The following is a 24,978-nucleotide window of genomic DNA, read 5'->3' on the forward strand; positions in this document are numbered from 1 at the left end:
AATTCTGGCAGCCTTTTCGAGCAGTTAATTTTTTATAATAATATTGCGATTAAAAGCGGCAGTGTAACTATACTTGATATCGTACTGATCAAGGTTGCACTGGAAACAAATGCCGGCTTGACGTTAAATTGAAGGGCGTACATGGTTGTATTCGCCGCTGTTGGCATTGCCGCCATTAGGATTAATATATCCTTTAGCATGTCATCGACTGGTAAAAATAGCGTGATGACGTATGCCATAACTGGTGCAATTACTAAACGAATCGCAAGTGCACTTGATAATTTGCCAGTTTCTAATTTTCCAAGTTGAATGGATGCAAGCTGCATACCAAGTACAATCATGACTGTTGGAATGGTTGCATCTGAAACCATATTCACAGCTGTCATTATGTCACTAGACAGATTCACTTGGACTAAGTTAAAGATAACACCTAAAAGAGCACCATATACAACAGGGAACTTAACAACTTCTTTTAACGGATTCACTTTTTGATTATGTTCACCCGTACTTCCTTGGGCTGCAACGAAAATCCCAACCGTACACATGATTAACTGTTGTAGCACCATTAAAATAACAGCATAATGAAAGCCAACTTCCCCAAACACCAACAATACTAATGGTGTTCCGTAGTTTCCATTATTCATAAAGGAAGAAGCTAGTATTAAGCCGCTTCTTTCGGAGATATCCCAATGGGTTAGCCTACTAACGATATAGCAAAGTGCAATCGACCCTGCACATAGTAGAAGGAGAAATGCGCCCAAATAGACATATTCCATATTTAAACTGTTTTGATAAAAGGTTCGAAACGCTAAAACAGGGGACATAAGGTAGAGGGCCATTGTCGAAATCGGCTTTACCTCTATGTGTAGTGCCTTTTTGCCAATGTAACCAATAGCAAAAATACCAAAAATAGGAATGAGTACAGTAATAAAGTTCATAAAAATCACCTGTTTTCGATTATACGCCTACCACCCTAATAAATCTATAGGTATTTACTTATTTTTCACCTGATGAGTAAAGTGACTGGCCGCGCTATATACGCTTCCATTTCGATTTTCGAATCATTTGATTAATTACCTCTGAAAAGACTAGTCCAATTGCAATTGCTCCTGAAATTAAAAAAGCTTTTGCGGCATACTGAACAGCAGTACTGTAATCATTTTCAACAAAATTGCGCATCGCATCATAGGCTAGTCCACCTGGCACAAGTGGAATAATTCCTGATACATTAAAAATAATGATTGGCGTCCGGTACATTTTTGCAAAGAGTTGGCTTAATATAGCGATAACAACTGATGCAAGTACTGTTGCAGGCACAGCATCAACACCATAATAAACGAGCATATAGTAGATGATCCAACCTAACATCCCAACAACTCCAGCTTGAATCAGCGTCTTTTTTGGTGCATTAAACAAAACACCAAATCCCGCAGCAGCAAAGAAACTAGTTAACAATTGTTCAATAACCATACAAACCTCCATTTTTTTCTATCTTAGAAAAGTACCAGTGTTTTGATTCGCATTAGATGGATACTGTGCAACAACCTTTGACATAAGATCCAGTGTTAATCAACCGCTCCGGAAATACACTTGCTTTCCATGGGTGGCTGATGAGCCTCATCGAGCTAAAGGGTGCCACTATCGACACTTTTGAGTTCGGATTTGGTAAAAGTGTTGACGATTGACCTGATTGTCGACAGATTTGAGTTCAAATTAATAAAATCTGTCGATGGTGGACCTGGTTATCGACACATTTGAGGTCAAATTAATAAAATGTGTCGATGATGGACCTGGTTATCGACACATTTGAGTTCGGATTAATAAAATGTGTCGATAGTGACCCTGGTTATCGACACATTTGAGGTCGGATTAATAAAATGTGTCGATAGTGACCCTAATTATCGACACATTTGAGGTCAAATTAACAAAATGTGTTGATGAGGCCCTCAATTATCGACACATTTGAGGTCGGATTAACAAAATGTGTCGATAGTGACCCTGGTTATCGACACATTTGAGGTCGGATTAATAAAATGTGTCGATAGTGACCCTAATTATCGACAGATTTGAGGTCAAATTAACAAAATGTGTCGATAGTGACCCTGGTTATCGACACATTTGAGGTCGGATTAATAAAATGTGTCGATAGTGACCCTAATTATCGACACATTTGAGGTCAAATTAACAAAATGTGTTGATGAGGCCCTCAATTATCGACACATTTGAGGTCGGATTAACAAAATGTGTCGATGAGGCCGGCCCCCAATCACTGATAAGCGACTGCCTGGAGCGCAAATCAACCCTAATCAACCCTAACAAGTTAGTGCGCATTATATAATGAATGTGCATCTGTAGAAACTAGACTTTTGTTAAGACATTAGTGAAATGACAACTGCTATACCGGCTCCGATTGCAAATGCGGTTAAGAAGGCTTCTGCACCTTTGGATAAACCAGACACTAAATGACCTGCCATTAAATCTCTGACTGCATTGGTGATTAACAAGCCAGGCACGAGTGGCATGACAGATCCGATAATCATTTTATCCAACTCGATTCCGAAGCCGGTTAGAACGAAAAGATAGGCAAGAAGTCCAATGATAGCAGATGATAAAAATTCGGCGAAGAATCTAATTTCAACAATCCGGTGAAAGTAAACTACCGAGCCGTAGCCTATTCCCCCGGCAAAAACGGATGGAAAGAAATCAAACCATGTTCCATTAAACATGATCGTGAAACAACCACTGGCGACTGAAGCAGCCATAATACGCTTGGAAATAGAGTAGACATGTGTTCCTTGCTTTATTTTCTCAAGACACGCATGTGCCCGGGCCACAGTTAATTCTCCACTACTAATTTTCCGTGAAATGCTATTTACTTGCGTTACTTTATGCAAGTCTGTGGAACGTTCCATGATGCGGATGAAATTACTTGGCTCCGATTCATTAATGGAAAATAAGATTCCGGTTGGAGTTACATAGCTTTGTGCGTTCATCACCCCAAACGAAGAAGCAATCCGTAGCATTGTATCTTCCACCCGGTATGTCTCTGCCCCACTTTCCAACATAATCTTACCCGCGAGCATACAAACTTTAATTAATAATTGTTCGTTATATAGATTGTCTTTAATCATTGTTTGTATCTCCTACCTAAGTTTATTTTCCATATGGTAACAGGTGATAAATGGTAATACAAATACTTCCTAAAAGGGCAAGGATTCCCATCCACATGTACAAGTAGGCTGCACCCATCGTATCAATTAATTCACCGCCAACAAGTGAGCCAATAATTCCAGATATTCCAAAAAAGACTGTCACAAATACGAGGTGCCCGGTAGATTGAAGGATTTTTGGAATTAACCTCGTCACATATTGAAACGCAGTTAAATAAAAGACACCAAACGTTAACCCATGTAAAAATTGAAGGCCAACGATGTAAGCTGGATGGTCAATTGCTGCAAACAAGAACCACCGAATACTGTATAAGAGACCAGCAGCTATGATGAAAATAAGCGGATGGAATTTCCGAAACCAAAGACCTGCAAAGGCAAAGACAAGCGCTTCACTAGCAACACCGACGAACCAAGATATCCCGATTAGTCGCTCACTACCACCTAACTGACTTATATATATACCGATAAAGCTATCATTTGCTCGGTGGGTTATCGTTATCAACATAACGAGCAAGAGAAAGATAGTGAATGGACGATTTTTAAATAACTGGTTGACATCACTTAATTGAAGCTTGTTCGTACTAACTTTCACATCTGTAAGGTTAAAACAGACAATGAGTGCAAGTATGCCTAAGGCAAGGTATGGCCAGAACAGGAAGTCTACCCCGATTGCCGACAAAATCTCCCCGACAACTAAAGACGATGTGGCGAAACCGATTGACCCCCACATTCGAATCGTCCCAAATGAAATACCTAATTCATCTGCTCTTCGTTGCGAAAGACTATCACCTAAAGCACCGATTGGAGCTACAAAAAAATAAAACAGTGCCCCAAATACCAATAGTAAGGGCAATGTACTCATATGTAAGAAAATAGCACTAGTGATAAGTAAGCCAATCACACAAATGATTAAAATCTTCTTAACGGTTTGGTACTTGTCACTCATGTAGCCCCAGGTTGGCTGTGAGATTATTGATGCAAGTGGACCAATTGCAAGCACCCATCCTATTTCCGTACCTGTTAAACCTCTATTCTGTAATAACAATGGTAAAAAACTAACAATAATTGTGTTGGCACCGTGGAAACTAAACAAGAGCATTTTCAACGGCACAATTGATTCGTTGTTTGACACAGAAGCCCTCTCCCCCATTTTTAACTTATCTTCATATTATACGACTTCACATAAAAGAACAAAAAAGAGGAGGCACAGAGTAGACGTCGCTTATTTTACATAATATCCAGAGCAGCCGATCCTTATATCCTTACGGGTAAGCCAAATAAATTGTAAGCCGGACTATTTTATTTATACATCAATTTTTTTTGATTAATAGTTGCCAACCCGTATTCCTTGTAGTACAATTAAATCAAATATTTTTGATGTAAGGATATGATCTATTAATGAAGGAATTTACTATCATTGACCAGACACCAACTACCCCTTCAAAGGCATTTGCCATCTATGAAAAGAAATTTAAAGCTCTAGCTGATAAGAAACGGTTAGAAATTATGAATATTGTTTGTCAACGAGGTTCTGTCTGCGTATGTGATTTAACCGAAATCATTGACATGTCTCAGTCCAAGTTGTCGTATCACTTAAAGATATTATTTGATGCGAAGCTATTGATCAAAGAAAATCGTGGGACATGGAGCTACTACCAGCTGAATGAAAGAGAAGTAAATCATTTATTATCTGAAGAGCTATGTTGTTTATTTCGACCTTCGGGGAGATAACTTCCCACCTTTTGGATTTAACTTACTTAATTAATCAAAATTATTTGATTTAAGGAGGTGACAAAATGTTTAATTTTTTCATAAAGATCGTCAAGAGAGACAATGATTCTGACACTTGCTGCAATAATATCATTAAGGAGGAGTCCGATAAAGAAAGTGTATGCTGTGACGAAAATACACGCTGTTGCTAACACCAATAAAGGTCTATCCAAGCTTTGATCACTGTAAAAAAAGGCTGAGAAAACAAGATATAGTTTGCATGATTCTATAGCGAATCATTTCCACTTCTGTAGAGCCTCCACGGAACGATGAACGCTCGTAGAGGCCCACAGATGCATGCCCATTGAAAAAGCGTGGTTAATTCAATTAATCCATACACACAAGGTTCTCTAAAACACATTTTGTCCACGCCCGGGATTAACAGGCACTTCATCTTTACCCTGTTTTAAAGCAGGGTGACCTGTATCTTGTTCGTTTCCATCCAAAGGCATTGCCAAGACATCCATCATACTTACATATAAAATCATTGGAACGATAAGAAAACTAACGACGAATTTCTTCAACCTAAACCACCTCTTATAAAGGATCCTCTCTTTTACTATGTACGAAAAATGGCAGGTTATTCTCAAGGCTTTGAAACAGTTGTTAATTGGAAAGCAGGCCTAATTTCACCAATTTTCTCTTGACGAGCATTTAGCACTGGAGCGTAGTGATAATCATTAAGTTTGCTTCGTGTGTCCACGTTACCAATCTGAAGCTGTTCGATGATTTCCATAGCAGCTACGTTTGTTGCACGCTCATTTCCATCCTCAACCTTTAATGCAGCACCAATCCCTGTTTCCCGGTCGCCAAAACAATAGATCCCTTCCGCCCCGACTTTAGCAACAATTCTCCCTTTAAATACCTTCATTAAGTCTGTATCAAATCGATCGGTGCCGGCAACCATTTCTGGATAGGTTACCATCGCATCCGCTATGGTGTTTAATGCCTCTTTTCTACCTGAGGAACCTCCGGGCCATGCGGTTGGCTTTGCAAGTCTTGCAAATGCTGTTGCTAAATGACCTAATGGAAGACGATGGACCGGCACACCACATCCATCGACGGACGTTCGAATTTTTGCCCGTTGATAACTACTAACATCGGCAATGACGTCAATAATATGTTGCTGATAAGGATGGTCAACATCCCGGTAGTTGGTTAGTTCATACCCAAACTTTAGTGCGCCTGCCAACATTCCAGAGTGCTTACCAGAGCAATTACTATAAAGGGAAGTTAACTCACCACCGCTCCGAAGTAACTGTTCATAGCTTTTCATATCCCTTGGTATATGTGTCCCACATTGGAGATGTTCCTCCGTTAAGCCTATTTTATTAAGTACCTGTTCAACCATCTCGCGGTGAATCGCTTCCCCATTATGACTCGCACAAAACAGGGCAAGTTCCTTTTTCGTCAATTGATATGCGGCCATTGCCCCTGATTCGATTACTGGAATTGCTTGAAATGGCTTCATCGATGAACGGGCAAATGTTAGACGATTTGAATCTCCATAGTAATGAAGAAGGTCGCCATTCGTATTGCAAACTGCTACGTGAACTTGATGACTACTTTCAAGTAACTCCCCGCGATATACTTCAATACCACTCAAATCAACCTACTCCCCTTTCTTACAAAAATAGCAACATCCCGGTCGTGTCAAATGTTAAGCGTGGTGCAATATCAAGGAAATAAATACGCCGATTGCGGTAATAAACCCAACACTTGGACCACCCTCTTTATATGCTTCTGGCATCATCGTGGATGCAACCATGGAAATAATGGCACCTCCAACAAACGCACTCATCATCGCCTTTACCGTATCTGAAGCTGATTCCAATAATACTCCCATCCAAGAACTTATGCTAGAAAAAAAGACAACTAATACCCAAAGAAAAATAATTTTCTTTTTCGAATAACCATTTTTTTGCATACCTACTGTACTAGATATCCCCTCAGGAATGTTACTAATAAAAATTGAGATAACAAGTGCTAAACTAACCTTTCCACCACCAATTAAACTCATGCCAATCATTGCCGACTCTGGCAAAGTATCCATGATTGTACCAATAAATATTCCTAATCCTGAATTTGACTTCCCTTCTGAAGAGGTTTGTTTCCGATCAGACTCCTTCCGTTGATGGCCCCCACCATTGGAAACAAGGATATCTAATATTGTAAAGACTAGTGCCCCACCCAAAAAGCCAATAGCAATTTGAACGAAACCACTTATCTCAACTGCTTCACCCAACAATTCATACGCAGTCGCACCAATAAGTGCTCCTGTACCAAGCGCCGCAATAAATCCGATGATGCGATTTGGTATAGAAAACAGTAAAACGACTAAAGCACCTGCAAGGGTTGCTGATGCTGCGATTGTACCCCACATGATTGCATTCCACATCGCTCTTAGCTGCCTCCTTATCTAAACGGTTAGTTTTAAGATTCCTCAAAAGGGCAGAATATTATACTGTCAGGTATTACTAATGGGATCTCCCGTCTTGGTTAGCCTAAGCAAGATTAAGTAAAAGGCATGAAATAGTGTGAACTATTTCATGCCTTTTTTCTTTTTGAAAGATAAGAAAGTATAAAAAGATCCAAAAGCTGTCTCGCTCCGGGCGCTTTGCTTATTTAATTGATTTGATCCAAAACAGCTTTTACCAATGGATGATTAGCGGCTAAACCTGATACTTCCTCCAGAGTTGCTTGATAGCCTTGTTCAGCAACCTTTTGCTGTAATAAAACTGCTTCCTCATCAGCTTCATTTTGATAAACTAAAGTAGCAGCTATCGCTTTGACTAACGAACGTGGAGTTTCATTAAACAACTCAACATATAGACTAGCAGGGCGAATGAGTCGGTCATTTGGCCCTAACTTACGGATCGGTCCGCGTCCCACACGTGTCACTTCATCAGAAATATATGGATTTGAAAATCTTGTCACAATTTTATCGATGTATGCTAGATGCTCCTCCTTATTAAACTGATAAAGCTCGATTAACACCTTGCCCGATTCTCGTAATGCACCAGCGACAATCGAAGCAACCTCTTGTTCGTCTATCGCCTCTTTTATCGTGTCATACCCTAAAGCTTTTCCAACATAGGCACAAACAGCATGACCAGTATTAACTGTGAATAATTTGCGCTCGATAAATGGCAACAAATCTGGTACATAGGTGACACCTTCTACCGGTGGCTTTTCACCTTTTATATCTTTTTCTTCCACCACCCATTCAAAATAAGGCTCTACTGATACCGTTAGTAATTCTCGATTTGTTTGGTTAGGTACAATTCGGTCAACAGCTGCATTTGGAAAACTAATTAACGCCAAAAAGGCCTCTTTATCACTCGAACCTATTTTTTCAGCAACCTTTTCTTTCAATAATGATGAGCCACCAATCATATTTTCACATGCAATCACAACTAGTGGTTGTTTGTTCTCTTTTAACCTCTCTGTTAACCCTGCCGCCAATGTCTCTGCGATCATTGGTAAAATTGATGGACCTACGGCAGTTGTAACGATATCTGCTTTGGCAATTTGCTGGATTATTTCTTCACGCTGGGTAGAGCTATTGTAGCCAGAAATATTCTCGACAATTTGTTCAGCTTTTTCTTCAGCAGCTAGAACAACCTTATATTTCTTCTTCTGATTGATTGCGTCAATTACAGTTTGATTCACGTCTACAAAAGCGGTATGATACCCAGATTGATAAAGTAAGGAGCCAATAAACCCACGGCCAATATTTCCCGCTCCGAAATGTACGGCTAACATTTAGTTCACCTCATTAAAAATGGATAAAATCTCATCTTTTGATTGTGCTTGGACGAGCTTCTCAATATTTGCTTCCTCTGAACAAACAATAGCAATTTTAGATAGTATCTCTAAATGTTCATTTCCTTTTCCGGCAATTCCGATCAAAATTTTAACCGTATTGCCATTAAAATCAACACCCTCAGGGGTAATAACAACAGATAACCCGGTTTCCTTTACTGCCTGCTTTGCATCTTCTGTGCCGTGCGGGATTGCGACATTATTACCAATATACGTTGATGTAACTTTTTCTCTTTCTAACATTTTATCTACATAAGTTGGCTCGACGTATCCATTATCAACAAGAATCCCGCCCGTACAACGAATTGCTTCCTCCTTGTTATCTAATGCTGCATGTAAGACGATGTTTTCTTTTGCTAAAATTTGCTTTGTCATAGTTGATCACTCCTAATAGATATCTTTTTATTAATAAATTCATTAAGTTCGCCGGATAAAAACTGACTAATTTTCGTTTCATCCTTTGACCCAAAAATGGTCGTACTTAGTTGATCTTTAATCATCAAACCACTAATGAAGCTTAATATTTCAAGGCTAGCTTCCGACGTTTCAAGTGGTGCAAGCATCAATAAAATTGTTTCCACCTGCATCTCGTTCCCGTCCATCCCAGTGACAGTAAAGGCCTTTGGTAACGTGGCTACGGTAAAACTCACCCGCCGGGCCGTTTCACTACGGGTATGGTATAGAACAAGCGAGGTATTCGGAATACCGACTCCACCAAGCTTTTCCCTTGCCAAAATAGCTTGTATGACAGTTGCTGCCGAATTTAGCGTTTGATCTTTTTCAAGCGCTAAGCACACCTGTTCTAGTGCTTCTGCCATTGATTCTGCTTCCTTTATGACCTGTACTTGAAAATGAAGCAATAACTCCAACGTAACCTTAGAATACTCTTGCATCAGTTGCAGGCGGGAAATAACCGCTTCCTCTCCTACCCGGTTTTCACCGATCGATTTATCGCGTTTATTTTTTTCTGGTCGATGCCTGATTTTCATTAAGCGAAGATGCTTTTTAATTTTCTCTACTTCTGGGTTCGTTAACATTGGCGATGCAAGTACGTACTTCACGTCAACATCCTTTAACGCAACAGTCGAAACGATTAAATCGTAATTAGCTAAATCGATCGTATTCATTTCAAACAAGGACCTATTATCGACATGTTTTATTTCAGGAATCTGTTGCAAAAGCCTTGATGCAAGTATCTTAGAAGTCCCAATTCCACTAGAACATATGACTAATGCTCTGATGTCTGTTTCAGAGTCTTGCCGTAATATGCTTGAGGCAAAATGTAAAACAAGATAACCAATTTCTTCATCTGGAAATTTCGTCTCAGGAAAAACCTTTTTGACTCCATCCTCCACCAACGAAAATAATCCCTGGTAATCTTCTTTTATTTCCTTTAACAGAGGATTTTTGATGCTCATTCCTTGTTGAAGTCTGTAGATGGTAGGCTTTAGATGGGCGACTAAATCGTTCAACAATGCCGGATGGTCATCGAGCTCTTCACTGATATTTGCTCCGACATGACTAATTAATTCTTTTGCCTTATATGCTACATTTAGTGATGACTCTTCAAGCAGATAGTCATGGTCGTAACGAAGCTTCGCCCCCATTAAATGCATCGTAATATAACCTATTTCATCATCCGGGATTTTCATTTGCAACGCTTGTTCTAAGTTATAAATAAGCTCTCGAGCAATGTCATATTCTTTCGTTTCTTGTAAATCATGCAAATAGTTTGGGTCAAATTGAATGTTTTCTCCTTTGTTCAGACGTTCAATTGCAAGTGCGAGATGAACAACTAAACCGATATGGGAGCTATCTGCAAGCTCATACGGCAATTTCTTACTAACTTTCTCAACGCTTTTCTCGATAATGATTAACCTGTTTCGGTCAACAATACCCAAGAGTCTGTTAGAAATTGTGTCGAGCTGTTGTTTTGATTTTTTCTCAATATTTTCTTTTAATAGGTGGATAAAATCGTATTCGTCCATATGTTGGGAGATTAAATAGCTCAATGCTGCACGTTTATTTTTTTCTTTACCAACGACTTTAACACCATAGCCACGTTTTCGAACTAATTCTAAGTCAAATTCAGAAAACTGCTCTTCCATTCTATCTAAATCATTACTTACCGTTGCGATTGTCACTTGCAGTTCGTTGGCAAGCGTAAATAACTTCATTGGCTCATTGCTTTCGAGTAAAGTAGAAACGATGATTGCTTGTCGCTCTTCGGGTGTATAGTCTGTATGTTCTACGGTAAAAAGGGCTAATTCGAGTTGATGCTTTTGTTCCTCATCACCTATTAACTGGATACCAACACCAGATTTTTTGTTTAAACCAAGTTGATATTTCGCCAATATATCCTCGACACTTTTTAAATCACGGTGGACGGTTCTTGTACTTACCTCAAGACTATCAGCAATTTCTTTAATGGTTACCTCTTCCTTACTTTCTAAAAGAAATTCGATAATCTTTCGTTCTCGACCTGATATATACACGTTACACCTCCCAACCGAATCCATGTTAACTTTTTCATTAGTGACAAAATCTATGCTATACCATGATAATAAACCCTTAACCAATAGATAAACAATCGATTCTATTACTAAATCCGTCACAACCATTGTTGCCATCATTTAATAAGTCCGACAAACAGGCATAAGAAAAGCGCAGGGCGCCTTGTCACCCCCGACAAGCATAAGCAGAAAATCTATGTGTCGCTCTTTGACACAAAGATTTTCTGCTTAAGACCTCGAGGGGGTAGGCGCCCGGAGCTAGACAGTTCTTGCATTTTTTATACTTTCTTATCTTTTAAGATAAGACGTGGCGTTCTTTGCCACAGAAGGGATTGATTTATGACCCGAGGGGCTAGGAAGCAAGTAGGTAGTTTTGCCACCCATGCTTTTTGTATATAATGGACGTTAACTTGTTAGGGTTGATTTGCGCTCCAGGCAGTCTCTTTCCGCGGGGTGGGCGGTGAGCCTCCTCGACAAATTTTATTAATTTGAACTCTATTCTGTCGATGATTGGGGACTTCATCGACACTTTTTATTAATCTGAACTCTATTCTGTCGATGATTGGGGGCTTCATCGACAGATTTTATTAATCTGAACTCTATTCTGTCGATGATTGGGGGCTTCATCGACAGATTTTATTAATCTGAACTCTATTCTGTCGATAATCAGGTCAATCATCAACAGATTTTATTAATCTGAACTCTATTCTGCGATAATCAGGTCAATCATCGACAGATTTTATTAATCTGAACTCTATTCTGTCGATAATCAGGTCAATCATCGATACTTTTAGCTCCAGTTGAAGGTTTCGTATTTACGATTTTAAACGATTAACTAATTCTTCGTATTTAGGACTACCCAGGAAATTGTCTACGGAAATATGCTCAGCATTCGGTAACTTTGCTTTCGCACGGTCTGTTAAATCTTTATGTGTAATGACTAAATCCGCATCATTTGGTAGCTGATTGATTGCTGTATTAATTACTTCAATATCAATTCCTGCCTTTTTAAATTTATCCCGTAATAAAGATGCCCCCATCGCGCTTGATCCCATACCAGCATCACAGGCAAACACAACTTTATTTACCTCATCAGCAGGAACTTGATTAACTTCTTCTGTCTTTTTGTTTAAGTTGTCTGAAACAGAACTCTTCTTGCCTTTTAACGATTCCATTTTACTAGTTGCTTCAGACAGATTTTCTTCCTCATCTTGAGATTTTGACGTTTTCAAAATTAAAGATGCAATTAAGAATGAAACAGCTGTTGCCACAAGAACACCTAATAATACGCCAACATAATTACCTTTTGGAGTCATTGCAAGTAAAGCAAAAATACTTCCAGGTGATGGAGTCGCCACTAATCCCGTGTTAAAAATTGAGAAGGTGAATACACCACTCACACCGCCACCAATTGCAGCTAGAATAAGCATTGGCTTCATTAGGATGTAAGGGAAATAAATTTCATGAATACCACCTAAAAAGTGAATAATAGCTGCACCTGGCGCAGAACTCTTTGACATGCCTTTTCCAAATAACATAAATGCTAACAAGATACCAAGTCCTGGTCCAGGGTTAGTTTCAATTAGGAAAAGAATTGACTTACCCGTTTCTGAAGCCTGTTCTACTCCAAGTGGACTGAAGATACCATGATTTATCGCATTGTTTAAAAATAAAACCTTTGCTGGTTCAACGATAATACTTGCTAACGGAAGGAGTCCAGCATTTACAATCGCTTCTACTCCTGATGCTAAAACATTGTTTAAACCCGCAACAATTGGGCCAATAATTTTATATGCAACTAATGCTAAACCACCTGCTAAAATCCCTGCAGAGAAGTTATTGTAAAGCATTTCAAAGCCCTGACGAACACGATGTTGGAATACACCATCCAATTTTTTAATTAAATAACCACCAAGCGGTCCCATCATCATAGCACCTAGGAACATCGGTATGTCGGTTCCTACAATTACACCCATAGTTACAGTTGCACCAACGACACCACCACGGATGTCATACACTAATCGACCCCCGGTAAAACCAATAAGAAGTGGTAATAAATAAGTGATCATTGGGCCAACTAGTTCAGCAAAACCTTCATTCGGGATCCACCCTGTTGGAATAAATAATGCTGTTATCAAACCCCAAGCAATAAAAGCAGCGATGTTTGGCATAATCATGCCACTGAGATAGCTACCGAAATGTTGTATCTTTGCACGTAATCCAGTTTGAGCCATTTGAATTACTCCTTTCAAAAATGTAATTGAAATAATTTATATAATTCCTTGACTACATCATAAAGCGGTTACAGGATTGATTCAATGTTTAGTAAAAGTGCTTTTGTCAATAGTATTAGTGACATGTTTTTATTTTCAATAATTAATTGTCAAAGACTATCCATATTATTACTGTAAAAGGGCGATTTGATTTATACTAGGATGGGCGATAAGTAGGAGGTTAAAAAATGGATAAGTATAAAACAATCATGGACTTACAACAAGCCATGGACAACGAAGAAATAACAGCCAAGGAATTATCAATGTATTATTTACAAAGAATCGCGAACTATGACAAAAGCGGGCCAATCATTAACTCTGTCATAGAAATAAACCCTGAAGCACTTCACATTGCTGAAGCATTAGATATGGAGCGAAAGCGGATTGGCAAACGAGGACCACTTCACGGCATTCCAATATTAATAAAAGATAATATTGATACTGCGGATAAAATGCATACGAGCGCAGGTTCATTGGCGTTAGCAAACCACTATGCAACAAAGGATTCGTTTGTAGTAAAAAAACTACGCGAAGCTGGTGCTGTAATTTTGGGCAAAACGAATTTAACTGAATGGGCAAATTTTATGACAGAAGGGATGCCTAACGGTTATAGCTCGAGAGGTGGACAGGTGTTAAATCCATACGGACCAGGTGTATTCGATGTTGGTGGGTCAAGTTCTGGCTCGTCAGCAGCAGTTGCGTCAGACTTTGCGACTGGGGCAATAGGTACCGAAACAAGTGGTTCTATCCTAAGTCCTGCGAGTAGCAACTCACTGGTCGGGATTAAGCCAACCGTTGGATTAATTAGTAGGACTGGTATTATTCCTATTTCGAATAGTCAAGATACCGCTGGTCCTATTACAACGAATGTTACCGATGCGGCTATCCTGCTCGGGGCTTTAACAGGGGTTGATAACGAAGACTCTGCAACTAACCTTAGCATTGGCACTAGCTTAACCGATTACACGATGTATTTAAATAAACAGCGGCTTTCCGATGTGAGAATCGGAATCGATAAAAGCTATTTTGCAGAGCTTTCGGCTGATGAGCAGCTTGTCGTAAACCAGGCAATTTCTGATTTACAAGCACATGGGGCAACGATTATTGATACGATCACAGTTGGTGAGGAGCCTGCTGATTTTAACGTCCTTTTCCATGAGTTTAAAAGCGGGGTTAACGCCTATCTAGCAGGAGCAAGTGACATCGAGGTCCGGTCTTTACGTGACGTGATTGCCTACAATAAGCTACATCCTGCACAGGCGTTACGATATGGGCAAGTCTTGTTAGAGGAATCCGATCAAAAAAGTGGAACATTAACAGAGCCTGAATACATTTTCGCACGGCTTGAAGACATTAAAAAGTGTCAAGCAGAGGGCATTGACTTCGTAATGAAGCAACATCAGTTAGACGCGTTACTGTTTGCTAACAACTACGGCGCAGGCATTGCTGCAAAAGCCGGCTATCCTTCGATCACAGTGCCCGCTGGTTATACAGAGGCAGGACTTCCTGTTGGTATTACTTTTACAGGAACTGCATTTACGGAACCAATACTTATTGAGCTTGCCTATAGTTATGAGCAAGCAACAAACCATAGGGAAGAACCAAATTTTAAGCAATAAGAATCTACTTAGGTTACTGGTAATCACCTAAAGCAGGAAAACAGTCAGAACCGATCATTGGGTTCCTGACTGTTTTTATATCGAACACTTGTATAGCTTCCCTTTATTTTCTCTCTTATTAGAAATGTATCATATAAATAGAGATAGTCGCCATGACCTTGTTAGATTTTTTACCAAGAATTGTTGTACTTAACTAACCTTTTAACAAGACATAGTTCTCCGTACTAACTTTAATATTATTAACTCGTTTGTTTAAACAATTCTTTTTCACCCCACTTACCAAAACGATAATAGCCAAAAGCGAATGAACTACTAATGACAAAGCTTGTTCCCATTCCTAAGGCAATTCCTTTACTACCGAACCAGTCTGAGAACAAATAAGTGAGCGGATACCTTAGCACCCAAAAAGAAATGATGTTTAACACAAGCACTTGATACATCGCACCGGACGCACGGACTACACCATTTAAGATAAAATTTAGTCCTAAAAATGGGTAAAAGAACGCAACAATCATTAAATACTCCGCACCAAATTGAATAGCCTCTCTATCATCAATGAATAACTGAACACCAAACTCGGCAAAGAAGAAGATAAGTAAAGCTAAGAAAAGCATGACTACAAGATTATAGAGTGCACCGTACCAAGATATTTTCTTCACTCTGTCCCATTTTCCGACCCCGATATTTTGCCCTGCCATACTATTTACTGTAGTTCCAAGCGCTTGAGCCGGAAGCATAAATAAACTGTCAAGACGTTGAGCAGCACTGAACCCAGCCACAACACTTTCTCCATGCGAGGTTACGACACTCATAATCGCAGCAGAACCAACAGAGATGACGGACATCTGCAGCCCCGAAGGAATTCCTAGATAAAGAATCAGTTTCATTTCCTCCCACTCTGGTATGAATGGGGTTGAAAAAGGAATAAGCTGTTTTTTTAAGACGTATATAATTCCATAGATAAACGCTGCTCCTTGTGAAATAATCGTTGAGAATGCAGCACCGTTTACTCCTAGGTTAAAAACGGAAATAAAGACGGGATCTAGAATGACATTTAAAACAACAGCAATTGTTACAATAGTTAATGGCGTCCGACTATCACCAACTGCGCGTAACACGGTTCCGATAAAGTTATATCCTAGCAAAAAGAAAATGCCAGAAGCATTAATTTTTAAATAAGCTTCGGCTGCTGCCATCATCGATGTTGGAGTACCAAGCAATGTTAAGATTGGACCAGCAAGCAAAAAGCCAATAATACCGAGGACCAGTGCCATTACAAACAACGTCACTACGAAGGCATTTAAATAACGGACAAGGCCTGCTTCATCCTTTTGCCCCTTTTTTTGTGATAACACGGTTAACGTTGTGTTATTAATCCCAATAATGAAAGATAAAATAGTGAAGATGACAGTGGAAGAGACAGCAACTGCTCCGAGTGCATTTGCTCCTAACAAATTACCAACCCATAGACTGTCCGTAAATTGGTAGGATACCTGGAGCAATTGGGTCAACAAGATTGGAGTTGAAAAAGCAAAGATTTGCTGCAGTATATTTCCACTCGTAAAATCGTGCTGTTTTTTCATCAACAAAACTCCCTTAACCTAGCATTCCTTTCCCCATTCTATCACTTAAGAGAAAGGCGATATATTAATCCGACTCGGAAGGAAGCTATTTCGGATGAACGAGCGCAATATCTATGATTATTGGAATATATGGCTTATCTGGGCATACTATTTTATAAGATTTGAACGAAAGGAATTGTGAGACATGCCATTAATCAAGTACCGTTTTATTTCCATTATTTTAGGCATTGTTAGTTTATTGTTTATTTCGTTCTTTTTACAGGCACAAATGAACATCCCAATCTACATTGCTATCCCTCTAGTCGCAACCGCCTTCTTTGTTGCAAGTAAAAGAACAACAAACAGACCTGGCGGAGATGCTAGTGGTTTCTCTCATACAAATGGACAGTCCGATGAGGTTGATTCAGAATAGTAGATTACTAACAAAACTAGACAATTTCCGCCATCATTCCCCAAATCCATCACGAATTGCACGATAGACGGAATATTCCCCGATTATTTCCCCGGAAATAATACAGCGAATTTCGATTATTTCCCCGGAAATAATACAGCAAATTTCGACTATTTCCCCTACTAATTTACATCACTTCCCAAGATAAATGGCATTAAATCTATTTGCCATCTCGATGTCTAAGTCCGTTATCCCCTTTGCCCGCCATGAAGATAGTTTTACAGTAACTCTTTTGTATTCAATTGTAATAAAGGGATGGTGATTCATCTCTTCTGCATACTTTGCAATTTCTTGGACAAAATTGACCCCAGTCAAATATTCCTTAAACCGATAGTTTCCTTCTATCCACTTGTTATCGACCCGTTTCCAATTGACTAAGTTAGCTAATTCCTCACTAATTCGTTGATTAGATAATCACTCCAACCCAAGATTCCTCCTTTTTCCTTATCTAATGTTAACACTAAACCGATGTGTCCCGTTTGTCCATTCACAAATTTGTTGAAATTTCATATAATTTATTGTTTGCGCAAGCGAAAAAACGGTAATACTTACAATATCAATTTATGAATAAATCTGTTTAGATATATCTATTTCAATTAAAAAAGGAGGGGTATTTAATGGCCTACTTACGACAAGCGGTTGAGCGTCAAAAGGAATGGTTAATTAACCAATTGATTCAAGACCAAGCCACTTCAAATACTAAGGACGAACTAGGTAATAAAACATTAAACGAGTTACTCGACGAATATGACCAATTTCTCATTACCAACAAACGAAGCAAAAATAACACATTACGATTCACCAGATCGATCAGCATAAATGCGAAAAAAGAAGCCTAAACTACGATTTAGAAAAGCGCAAGTCGCGCCTTCGAAACAAGAAAACCACTTGTTTTTGCGATGTCTATTCTTAGAAGTGTTCCTTGGTGCCCACCCCGACAAGCTTAAGCAGAAAAAAGACGACTTCATTCAACTATTTGAATGAAGTCGTCTTTTTTGTAAGGTAAGAAAGTAAAAAAGTCCAAGCGTGGATGACATCCAGCGACAGCCACGTCCAGCTTCATAAAATCAAAAAATGCGTTGCTGTAACCGGAAGCAGACGACTTTTTCTTCTGTCATTGCCTCGATGGCTGTACGAACACCTTCCCTCCCAAGTCCAGAGCCTTTTACACCACCGAATGGCATGGCGTCAATCCGATAATCACTGCTATCATTAACCATTACACCGCCTACGTGCAAGTGTTGGATGGCAAAATGGGCATAATTAATATTTGAAGTAAAGATCCCAGCTTGCAAGCCATAGTTAACGGCATTTGACTTTTGCACGGCCTCAAATATATCTTCAACTGGATAAAGGAGAACGACAGGGCCAAATACTTCCTCATAGGCAATTTTAGCTGTTGCCGGAACATCTGTTAGCACTGTAGGGGCATAAAACGCGCCATCCCTAGTTCCACCTGCTTGAATAACAGCTCCACTGTCAACAGCTTCATTGACCCAATCATCGATACGTTTTGCTTCCTTAACATCAATTAATGGGCCAACATCCGTTAATTCGTTTAATTTTTCCCCAACTCTTAATTCTTCTGTTCGTTCGACAAACGCTTGTAAAAATTGCTCGTAAATCCCTTTTTGAATATATACCCGCTGTACACCAATACAGTTTTGACCAACAGCTGAGAATGCACCTGACACACAGGCTTTGACCGCATCATGTAAATCCGCATCATCTAACACAATGACTGGGGAATTAGAGCCTAACTCCATATTGATTTTTTTAATACCGGCTTGATCAGCAATTCGCTTTCCGGCATTTAAGCCCCCAGTAAACGAAATCATCTGCACAAGCGGATGGGAAACTAATGGCTCGCCAAGTTCACGTCCTGAGCCAGTTAGAACCGATAATAGGCCTGCTGGTAAGCCAGATTCAACAAATGCTTCTGCTAATAGAAGAGCGGAAAGCGGCGTTACGGAAGCTGGTTTAACAATAATAGCATTACCAGCGGCTATCGCTGGCCCAACTTTATGGGCAACTAAGTTAAGTGGATCATTAAATGGTGTAATTGCACCTACTACACCAACCGGAAAGCGGTAACTATAGCCGACTCGATTCTCACTTCCCTCATTTTGGTCAAAATTAATTGTTTCACCAGTAATCCTTCTTGCTTCCTCGGCACTAATTTGAATCGTTTGAATCGCTCGCTTCACTTCTGCTCGGGCTTCATTAATCGTTTTACTACCTTCTAAAGCAATCGTTTCGGCAAAACGCTCCTTATCCTTTTCGATATAATCGGCTACTCGATTTAAAACACGAATCCGCTCGTGTGTAGACCACGATTTTCCTGAGTGATACGCCTCATTTGCTTTTTCAATTGCAAATAACATATCGCCTTTCGTTGCTTTTGGAACTCTTGCAATTATTTGGTTGTTTTCGGGATTCACTACATCAAATGTTCTTTCTGCATCAATCCATTGACCTGCAAGTAACATTTTTTCATTCTTTACTTGTAGTTGCATCCAATCACGCTCCTTATCTATTCGTTGGGGCGCTTTGTCTTTGATAGTTGATAATATCGATTAGTAGTGAATATCCTGTTTCTATTAGTCCCGCTCCCGCACCGGTTAACATAATCGGTCCTGCTAAGTCACACTCGTAAACGATGGCATTGGTCGCACCGTTAATACTTGCTAACGGGTCATCTGCATCGAGTAATTCTGGCTTCACAGTCGCTTTCACCTGTCCATTTTCTTTCGTAATCCGACCGAGCAACTTCCACTTCTTATTGGCACTTTTGGCTTCTTCTATTTTTTCAACTGTCATATTGGTGATACCCTCACAATAAATGTCGTCTGAGGCTATTTTAGTATCCATTAAATAGTTTGCTAGAATGGCTGTTTTATATCTAGCATCATAGCCTTCCACGTCACTGGTTGGGTCTGCTTCTGCATAGCCTAACTCTTGAGCTTTTTGCAGGGCCTCCTCATATGACTTCCCTTTTTCCATTTCAGTTAGGATATAATTGGTTGTTCCATTTAAAATCCCCTTAATTTCTGTAATATCATTTCCGGCAAGAGATGTTACCGGCATTCTTAAAGCAGGAGTCCCACTCATCACAGTTCCTTCAAAGCCCCAAAACACATTATTTCTTTCTGCTAGACTAGCAAGTTCACGGTAGGAAAGGGCTACAGGTCCCTTATTCGTCGTTACAACACTTTTCCCGTGTTCAAATGCTGTTCGAATATGGTCAATTGCTGGTTGACCTGTTTTCACATCGGTAAAAGTCACTTCGACGATCATGTCTGCATTCGATTGTTTAATCGTCGTTAAACTATCCCACCCTTTCATTAATCCCGCTTGGTCTGGATAATTTTCGACACTTCCTGTTTCCTTAACGACGTTTAACAATTCATTAATGTCTAATCCTTCTGGGTGGTAGACAGCACCTTTCATAACATCTGATACTGCGACAACAATCGGGTCTAACCCATAGTCATCCTTTAGTTTATTTCTTTGTTCTGCAAATAATTTTGCCAGTGCCTGACCTACTCCACCAAAACCGATAAATGCTATTTTCATCAGCAACGTTCACCTCCAAGAGTTTTAACCTTGCTTAAGCAACCGGTGCGTGCTTGCTGTTAAGAGAGACACCCCAATTGGCAATGCATCCTCATTAATTTGAAAGGTTGATGTGTGCAAGCTACCTGATGTATCGCCGTTTGATGCACATCCAAGGAAAAACATCGCCCCTTTGACTTGTTTCGTTATATGGCCAAAATCCTCTCCGCCCATTCCATATGGCTCCTCATAAATCGGCATATTCGGATAAATGGACGTGGCAATTTCGCGAAAAATATCAATAACCTCCTCGTCATTATCTAGTGCAGGCTCTCCGTGTTCAATCGATAGCTGGTATTTTCCTCCCATCGATTCAGTAACTTTAGCGATTGATTCGAGCTCTTCGATTAAGCGACGTCTCATTACGTCAGTATAAGAGCGCATCGTACCTTTGATTGTTACGCTTTTTGGAATCACGTTAGCCGTATGGCCGGCATGAATTTCACCAACACTAATCGTACCAACGTCAAGCGGATTGATTTTTCTACTAATTACACTGTACAAACCTTGTAATACGTATGACGTAATCCAAATTGGGTCTGTACCTTGATGCGGGTAGCCACCGTGTCCCCCAGTACCGATAATTTCCAGCTCGAAATTATCAATATTTGCCATGCTAGGGCCTTTATTAATTTGTAATTCTCCTGTATTACGCCATGGACATACATGCAAAGCGATGGCTGCATCTAAATCATTAATTGCTCCAGAGCGCAGTAAATAGGGTGCGCCAGTGAGCCCGTGTTCGTCAGCAGCCTCTTCGGCAGGCTGAAAAATCAACTTAACCGTACCATTAACCTTGCCTTGTCGATAATCTTCAGCTAATAGCTTTGCGACACCAAGCACCATCGTAATATGGGCGTCATGTCCACAAGCATGCATGACACCAGGATGTTCTGATTGATATTCAACACCTGTTTGTTCTTGGATTGGTAGTGCATCCATATCGGCACGAACGCCAATGACTGGCCCCTCACCACCTGAAAGAGTTGCAACAATCCCATAACCCGCTACACCTGTCTGTATAGCAAAAACTTCTTCTTGCTCTAACACATTGATAATAAATTCACTCGTTTTCCTTTCTTCAAAGCTAAGCTCAGGAAAACGGTGGAGGTGACGGCGCCAATCAATTAATTGGGCCTTAATAAATTCCGCCCGTTTCGTGATTTCCCAATTTCCTGTTTGCACCTTTCTCCCTCCCCTCTAATCGCATCTGCTTTTCTTTGTCTAGCTTCTGCGCCTAACCCCTCGAGGTCTTAAGTGAAGCATCTTTGTGGCAAAGTACACCACATAGATGCTTCACTTAAGCTTTTCGGGGCTTGACAGTCGCCTCCGCTTTTCTTTGTCTAGCTTCTGCGCCTAGCCCATCTGCTTTTCTATCCTTCCAATGATTTAAATGCTTGGTCTAGGTCGGCGATTAAGTCTTCGATGTCTTCGATTCCGGCGCTGTAGCGGATTAAGCCTTCTGGAATTCCCATCGCCGCTCGTTCTTCTGGTGTACATTCAACGTGACTTGTTGTTCGTGATGGACCTACAACGGTTTCGACAGACCCTAAGTTAGCTGCTTTATTTGCATATTGTAGCTTTGGCAATAGATGACGCAGGGTGTCTACCCCACCTTTTACTGCAAAACTGAGCATGCCGCCAAAATTCTTCATTTGTTTTTTCGCAATGTCATGACCGGGATGGTCCTCTAACCCTGGATAGAAAACAGATTCGACAACATCCTGCTTTTGCAGGAATTTAGCAATTTCCATCGCATTCTCTGACTGCTTATCAATTCTAAGCTTTAACGTCTTCATCCCGCGCAATAATAAATATGCTGCCATCGGATCAAGTGTTGCCCCGTTAATTTCACGATAGTGATAAATTTTATCGACAAGCTCTTTACTACCACACACTGAACCGCCAAGCGCATCTGCATGGCCACCTAGAAACTTTGTTGCACTGTGGATAACCAGGTCTGCACCTAATTGTAATGGATTTTGATTAATTGGAGTTGCAAAGGTGTTATCCACAATTACAATGGCACCTGCTTTTTTACCCGCTTTCGCCATTCGTTCGATGTCCGTAATTTTAACAGTCGGATTCGTTGGGCTTTCTAAATAAAGCACTTTACACCCTTTGGCAACTTCCTTTTCAATTGCTTCATGGTCACCTGTATCACAAAGCTCTACATCGATATTTTGCTTCGGTAAAAATTCAGTAAATATTTTATTCGTCCCGCCGTATGTGTCTTTAATGGATACAACTCTATCGCCTGGAAAAAGAAAAGTACCAAGTGTGTTACTAATGGCAGCCATTCCTGTTGAAAAGCTAGTTGCTGCTTCTGCACCTTCTAGTATTCTTATTTTTTCTTCAAACGCTTGAACAGTAGGGTTCGTATTCCGACCATAAATATGTCCTGACCTTTTACCAATAGCGACATCATACCACTCATCCATATCATCATACCCAAATGATACACTGTGAACAACAGGTACCTGTGTAGCACCAAACGCTAGTGAATCTTTCTCGCCTGCCCAAATGGCGCGTGTACTCATCTTCGGTTCTCTCATCCTAATTCCTCCTTCAGTTTTATCGGAAATTAGTTTTACATAAGCTTCTATAATAGGGGAGATCTAGCTAATTATTCCCCCATGTTGGTTACGTTGAAAGGGATCTTTAATAATTAAATCTCTCGGAAAATTAGTAAACGCCTCGCAGCCATTTTCTGTTATGCGGAACGATTCGCTTATTTCGATACCATAGTTATCAAACCATAACGCCGGGATTAAATGAAACGTCATGTTAGGTTGTAGGACGGTTTGGTCTCCCATCCGAATGCTTGCGGTATGCTCACCCCAATCCGGTGGGTAGTTTAATCCAACGGAATAACCTAAACGTGCTTCTTTTTGAATCCCATGCTTTTTCAAACTATTGCGAAAGGCCGCTTCTAGATCATTACAAGTGATACCTGGCCTTGCCGTATCTAACACTTCATTAAGTCCCTCGACAACAATTGGCGTGATCTCTTGCAATTTTCTTGAAGGTTTTCCAATCGATACTGTCCGCGCTAAAGGAACGTGGTACCGTTTATAACAGCCCGCCAATTCTACAATAACCGCTTCACCTTCCTTAAACTTTCTTTCTGACCACGTTAAATGTGGTGCAGACGAATTTTCACCAGAAGGTAACAGTGGAACGATTGCCGGATAATCACCTCCATAATCCGCGGTACCTGTTACCAGTTGATAATAAATCGCTGCAGCAGCATCACATTCTCTCACACCAGCGTGAATTGTTTCTGTTCCTTTATACATCGCTTGTTCTGCAATCTTGGCCGCTCGCTTCATATAGTCAATCTCTTGGTCTGATTTTACGAGTCGAACATAATTGACAAGCAGGTCTGCATCTTTAAATGTCGCATTTGGTAAACTTTGCTTTAATCGTTCAAATGCTTTTGCAGTAAAATAATAGTTATCCATCTCGACACCGATATATCTATTACCTTGACCGATTTGTTTTAAGATTTCCCCAATAAAGTCCATAGGGTGATACACCGATGACTGGACATAATAATCCGGATAAGGAATGATGTTTTCTTCATAGAGCCATGTCGTTTTCTTCGCACCACTGGCATCTTGATACCGCCCCATCCAAATTGGTTGGTCTTCGTCAATAATGATGATTAACATTTGGTGAACGTAAAATGACCAGGCATCGTATCCCGATAAATAGTTCATGTTTGCAGGGTCCGTTACGAGTAAGACATCAATACCACTTTCAGCCATTCGTTGCTTCGTCTTACTAAGACGATTTTGATATTCGATCATATCAAAGGAAAGCATCTGCCTTCCCCCTTTCCACCTTTAACATTTTTTGATCGCTTGTTACTTCTATCCTATTAAATTTTGTATCTATGTGTAATATCAAAAGTGTATGAACTTTTGTGTAATCGCTTTATACACTTTTTTCGCATTTTTAATTAAATTCCGTTATTTAGGCGTAACATGTAGATAAAACACTTGTTTACTACCGTTTAATCGCAAATATGTAACAAGAGGACAGATTCATCAAAATATTTATGTTCTTACAGGGCTTTACCACGTACTAGGGGGTTATTAAACATAGGAGAATAGAAAAGAAGTTATCTTGGACAGAAAGCTTGTCCCGAATTGAA

The 24,978-nt window shown here is 40.0% G+C and carries 21 protein-coding genes and 1 pseudogene; 4 read left to right on the forward strand and 18 right to left on the reverse strand.

The window, feature by feature from the left end; translation table 11 throughout:
• Positions 1–32 precede the first annotated feature (32 nt).
• From NC799_RS08260 to NC799_RS08275, 4 genes are all read right to left on the reverse strand, one after another.
• Positions 33–938: an AEC family transporter gene (locus tag NC799_RS08260; protein WP_272445943.1), complete on the reverse strand. Its 906-nt coding sequence runs from the start codon at positions 936–938 to the stop codon at positions 33–35.
• Positions 939–1,032: 94 nt separating this feature from the next.
• A complete protein-coding gene (locus NC799_RS08265) occupies positions 1,033–1,470 on the reverse strand; it encodes a threonine/serine exporter family protein (protein ID WP_272445944.1) in 438 nt (145 codons plus the stop codon).
• A gap of 899 nt (positions 1,471–2,369) precedes the next feature.
• The gene (locus tag NC799_RS08270; RefSeq protein ID WP_272445945.1) at positions 2,370–3,131 is read right to left on the reverse strand and encodes a threonine/serine exporter family protein; all 762 of its coding nucleotides are present in this window, start codon (positions 3,129–3,131) and stop codon (positions 2,370–2,372) included.
• Between the two features lie 22 nt (positions 3,132–3,153).
• Positions 3,154–4,302, reverse strand: coding sequence for an MFS transporter (locus NC799_RS08275; RefSeq protein WP_272445946.1), 1,149 nt, complete (start codon positions 4,300–4,302; stop codon positions 3,154–3,156).
• A gap of 266 nt (positions 4,303–4,568) precedes the next feature.
• Here NC799_RS08275 and NC799_RS08280 point away from each other — a divergent pair, with 266 nt between their 5' ends.
• Positions 4,569–4,901 carry an ArsR/SmtB family transcription factor gene (locus NC799_RS08280; RefSeq protein WP_272445947.1) on the forward strand — a complete coding sequence of 111 codons (333 nt, stop codon included), beginning with the start codon at positions 4,569–4,571 and terminating at the stop codon, positions 4,899–4,901.
• A gap of 389 nt (positions 4,902–5,290) precedes the next feature.
• Here the strand turns inward: NC799_RS08280 and NC799_RS08285 are convergent, their stop codons facing one another.
• From NC799_RS08285 to NC799_RS08315, 7 genes are all read right to left on the reverse strand, one after another.
• Entirely contained in the window at positions 5,291–5,464 is a 174-nt protein-coding gene (locus tag NC799_RS08285; protein ID WP_272445948.1) for a hypothetical protein, read from the reverse strand.
• 62 nt (positions 5,465–5,526) lie between these two features.
• A complete protein-coding gene (locus NC799_RS08290; RefSeq protein ID WP_272445949.1) occupies positions 5,527–6,546 on the reverse strand; it encodes an asparaginase in 1,020 nt (339 codons plus the stop codon).
• Positions 6,547–6,600: 54 nt separating this feature from the next.
• Positions 6,601–7,338, reverse strand: a complete 738-nt coding sequence (locus tag NC799_RS08295; protein WP_272445950.1) for a ZIP family metal transporter — start codon at positions 7,336–7,338, stop codon at positions 6,601–6,603.
• A 227-nt stretch (positions 7,339–7,565) separates the two neighbouring features.
• On the reverse strand, positions 7,566–8,705 hold the full coding sequence (locus NC799_RS08300; RefSeq protein ID WP_272445951.1) for a mannitol-1-phosphate 5-dehydrogenase: 1,140 nt from the start codon (positions 8,703–8,705) through the stop codon (positions 7,566–7,568).
• Entirely contained in the window at positions 8,706–9,140 is a 435-nt protein-coding gene (locus NC799_RS08305; RefSeq protein WP_272445952.1) for a PTS mannitol transporter subunit IIA, read from the reverse strand. It lies immediately after the preceding gene.
• Entirely contained in the window at positions 9,137–11,260 is a 2,124-nt protein-coding gene (locus tag NC799_RS08310; RefSeq protein WP_272445953.1) for a BglG family transcription antiterminator, read from the reverse strand. The genes NC799_RS08305 and NC799_RS08310 overlap by 4 nt, the downstream gene beginning before the upstream one ends.
• 833 nt (positions 11,261–12,093) lie before the next feature.
• Positions 12,094–13,512, reverse strand: coding sequence for a PTS mannitol transporter subunit IIBC (locus tag NC799_RS08315; protein ID WP_272445954.1), 1,419 nt, complete (start codon positions 13,510–13,512; stop codon positions 12,094–12,096).
• A 227-nt stretch (positions 13,513–13,739) separates the two neighbouring features.
• Here NC799_RS08315 and NC799_RS08320 point away from each other — a divergent pair, with 227 nt between their 5' ends.
• Positions 13,740–15,170, forward strand: coding sequence for an amidase family protein (locus NC799_RS08320; RefSeq protein ID WP_272445955.1), 1,431 nt, complete (start codon positions 13,740–13,742; stop codon positions 15,168–15,170).
• 239 nt (positions 15,171–15,409) lie between these two features.
• On the opposite strand, the gene NC799_RS08325 is transcribed toward NC799_RS08320, so the two are convergent.
• Positions 15,410–16,753, reverse strand: coding sequence for an MATE family efflux transporter (locus NC799_RS08325; RefSeq protein ID WP_272445956.1), 1,344 nt, complete (start codon positions 16,751–16,753; stop codon positions 15,410–15,412).
• A 184-nt stretch (positions 16,754–16,937) separates the two neighbouring features.
• On the opposite strand from NC799_RS08325, the gene NC799_RS08330 reads away from it, so the two are divergent.
• Positions 16,938–17,165, forward strand: coding sequence for a hypothetical protein (locus NC799_RS08330; RefSeq protein ID WP_272445957.1), 228 nt, complete (start codon positions 16,938–16,940; stop codon positions 17,163–17,165).
• Between the two features lie 171 nt (positions 17,166–17,336).
• Here the strand turns inward: NC799_RS08330 and NC799_RS08335 are convergent.
• A pseudogene (locus tag NC799_RS08335) lies at positions 17,337–17,606 on the reverse strand (4a-hydroxytetrahydrobiopterin dehydratase); the annotation flags it as partial.
• 215 nt (positions 17,607–17,821) lie between these two features.
• On the opposite strand from NC799_RS08335, the gene NC799_RS08340 reads away from it, so the two are divergent.
• Complete coding sequence (locus NC799_RS08340; protein WP_272445958.1) at positions 17,822–18,043, forward strand: hypothetical protein; 222 nt, start codon at positions 17,822–17,824, stop codon at positions 18,041–18,043.
• Between the two features lie 228 nt (positions 18,044–18,271).
• Here the strand turns inward: NC799_RS08340 and NC799_RS08345 are convergent, their stop codons facing one another.
• The 5 genes from NC799_RS08345 to NC799_RS08365 form a co-directional block, all read right to left on the reverse strand.
• Positions 18,272–19,720, reverse strand: coding sequence for an aldehyde dehydrogenase family protein (locus tag NC799_RS08345; protein WP_272445959.1), 1,449 nt, complete (start codon positions 19,718–19,720; stop codon positions 18,272–18,274).
• Between the two features lie 13 nt (positions 19,721–19,733).
• Entirely contained in the window at positions 19,734–20,786 is a 1,053-nt protein-coding gene (locus tag NC799_RS08350; protein WP_272445960.1) for a homoserine dehydrogenase, read from the reverse strand.
• Between the two features lie 18 nt (positions 20,787–20,804).
• Positions 20,805–22,004 (reverse strand): M20 metallopeptidase family protein, encoded by a 1,200-nt coding sequence (locus tag NC799_RS08355; protein WP_272445961.1) that lies wholly within the window; start codon positions 22,002–22,004, stop codon positions 20,805–20,807.
• Between the two features lie 188 nt (positions 22,005–22,192).
• On the reverse strand, positions 22,193–23,374 hold the full coding sequence (locus NC799_RS08360; protein WP_272445962.1) for a cystathionine gamma-synthase family protein: 1,182 nt from the start codon (positions 23,372–23,374) through the stop codon (positions 22,193–22,195).
• Between the two features lie 63 nt (positions 23,375–23,437).
• Positions 23,438–24,646 (reverse strand): M24 family metallopeptidase, encoded by a 1,209-nt coding sequence (locus NC799_RS08365; protein ID WP_272445963.1) that lies wholly within the window; start codon positions 24,644–24,646, stop codon positions 23,438–23,440.
• Positions 24,647–24,978: the final 332 nt, after the last annotated feature.

This window comes from Aquibacillus salsiterrae, from assembly GCF_028416595.1.
GTDB classification, from domain to species: domain Bacteria; phylum Bacillota; class Bacilli; order Bacillales; family Amphibacillaceae; genus Aquibacillus_A; species Aquibacillus_A salsiterrae.

Bases quoted from the DNA above. Each gene is read 5' to 3' on its own strand.
- NC799_RS08260 (WP_272445943.1), bottom strand. From the start codon at position 938: ATGAACTTTATTACTGTACTCATTCCTATTTTTGGTATTTTTGCTATT.
- NC799_RS08265 (WP_272445944.1), bottom strand. From the start codon at position 1,470: ATGGTTATTGAACAATTGTTAACTAGTTTCTTTGCTGCTGCGGGATTT.
- NC799_RS08270 (WP_272445945.1), bottom strand. From the start codon at position 3,131: ATGATTAAAGACAATCTATATAACGAACAATTATTAATTAAAGTTTGT.
- NC799_RS08280 (WP_272445947.1), top strand. From the start codon at position 4,569: ATGAAGGAATTTACTATCATTGACCAGACACCAACTACCCCTTCAAAG.
- NC799_RS08295 (WP_272445950.1), bottom strand. From the start codon at position 7,338: ATGTGGAATGCAATCATGTGGGGTACAATCGCAGCATCAGCAACCCTT.
- NC799_RS08300 (WP_272445951.1), bottom strand. From the start codon at position 8,705: ATGTTAGCCGTACATTTCGGAGCGGGAAATATTGGCCGTGGGTTTATT.
- NC799_RS08305 (WP_272445952.1), bottom strand. From the start codon at position 9,140: ATGACAAAGCAAATTTTAGCAAAAGAAAACATCGTCTTACATGCAGCA.
- NC799_RS08315 (WP_272445954.1), bottom strand. From the start codon at position 13,512: ATGGCTCAAACTGGATTACGTGCAAAGATACAACATTTCGGTAGCTAT.
- NC799_RS08320 (WP_272445955.1), top strand. From the start codon at position 13,740: ATGGATAAGTATAAAACAATCATGGACTTACAACAAGCCATGGACAAC.
- NC799_RS08325 (WP_272445956.1), bottom strand. From the start codon at position 16,753: ATGAAAAAACAGCACGATTTTACGAGTGGAAATATACTGCAGCAAATC.
- NC799_RS08330 (WP_272445957.1), top strand. From the start codon at position 16,938: ATGCCATTAATCAAGTACCGTTTTATTTCCATTATTTTAGGCATTGTT.
- NC799_RS08340 (WP_272445958.1), top strand. From the start codon at position 17,822: ATGGCCTACTTACGACAAGCGGTTGAGCGTCAAAAGGAATGGTTAATT.
- NC799_RS08345 (WP_272445959.1), bottom strand. From the start codon at position 19,720: ATGCAACTACAAGTAAAGAATGAAAAAATGTTACTTGCAGGTCAATGG.
- NC799_RS08360 (WP_272445962.1), bottom strand. From the start codon at position 23,374: ATGAGAGAACCGAAGATGAGTACACGCGCCATTTGGGCAGGCGAGAAA.
- NC799_RS08365 (WP_272445963.1), bottom strand. From the start codon at position 24,646: ATGCTTTCCTTTGATATGATCGAATATCAAAATCGTCTTAGTAAGACG.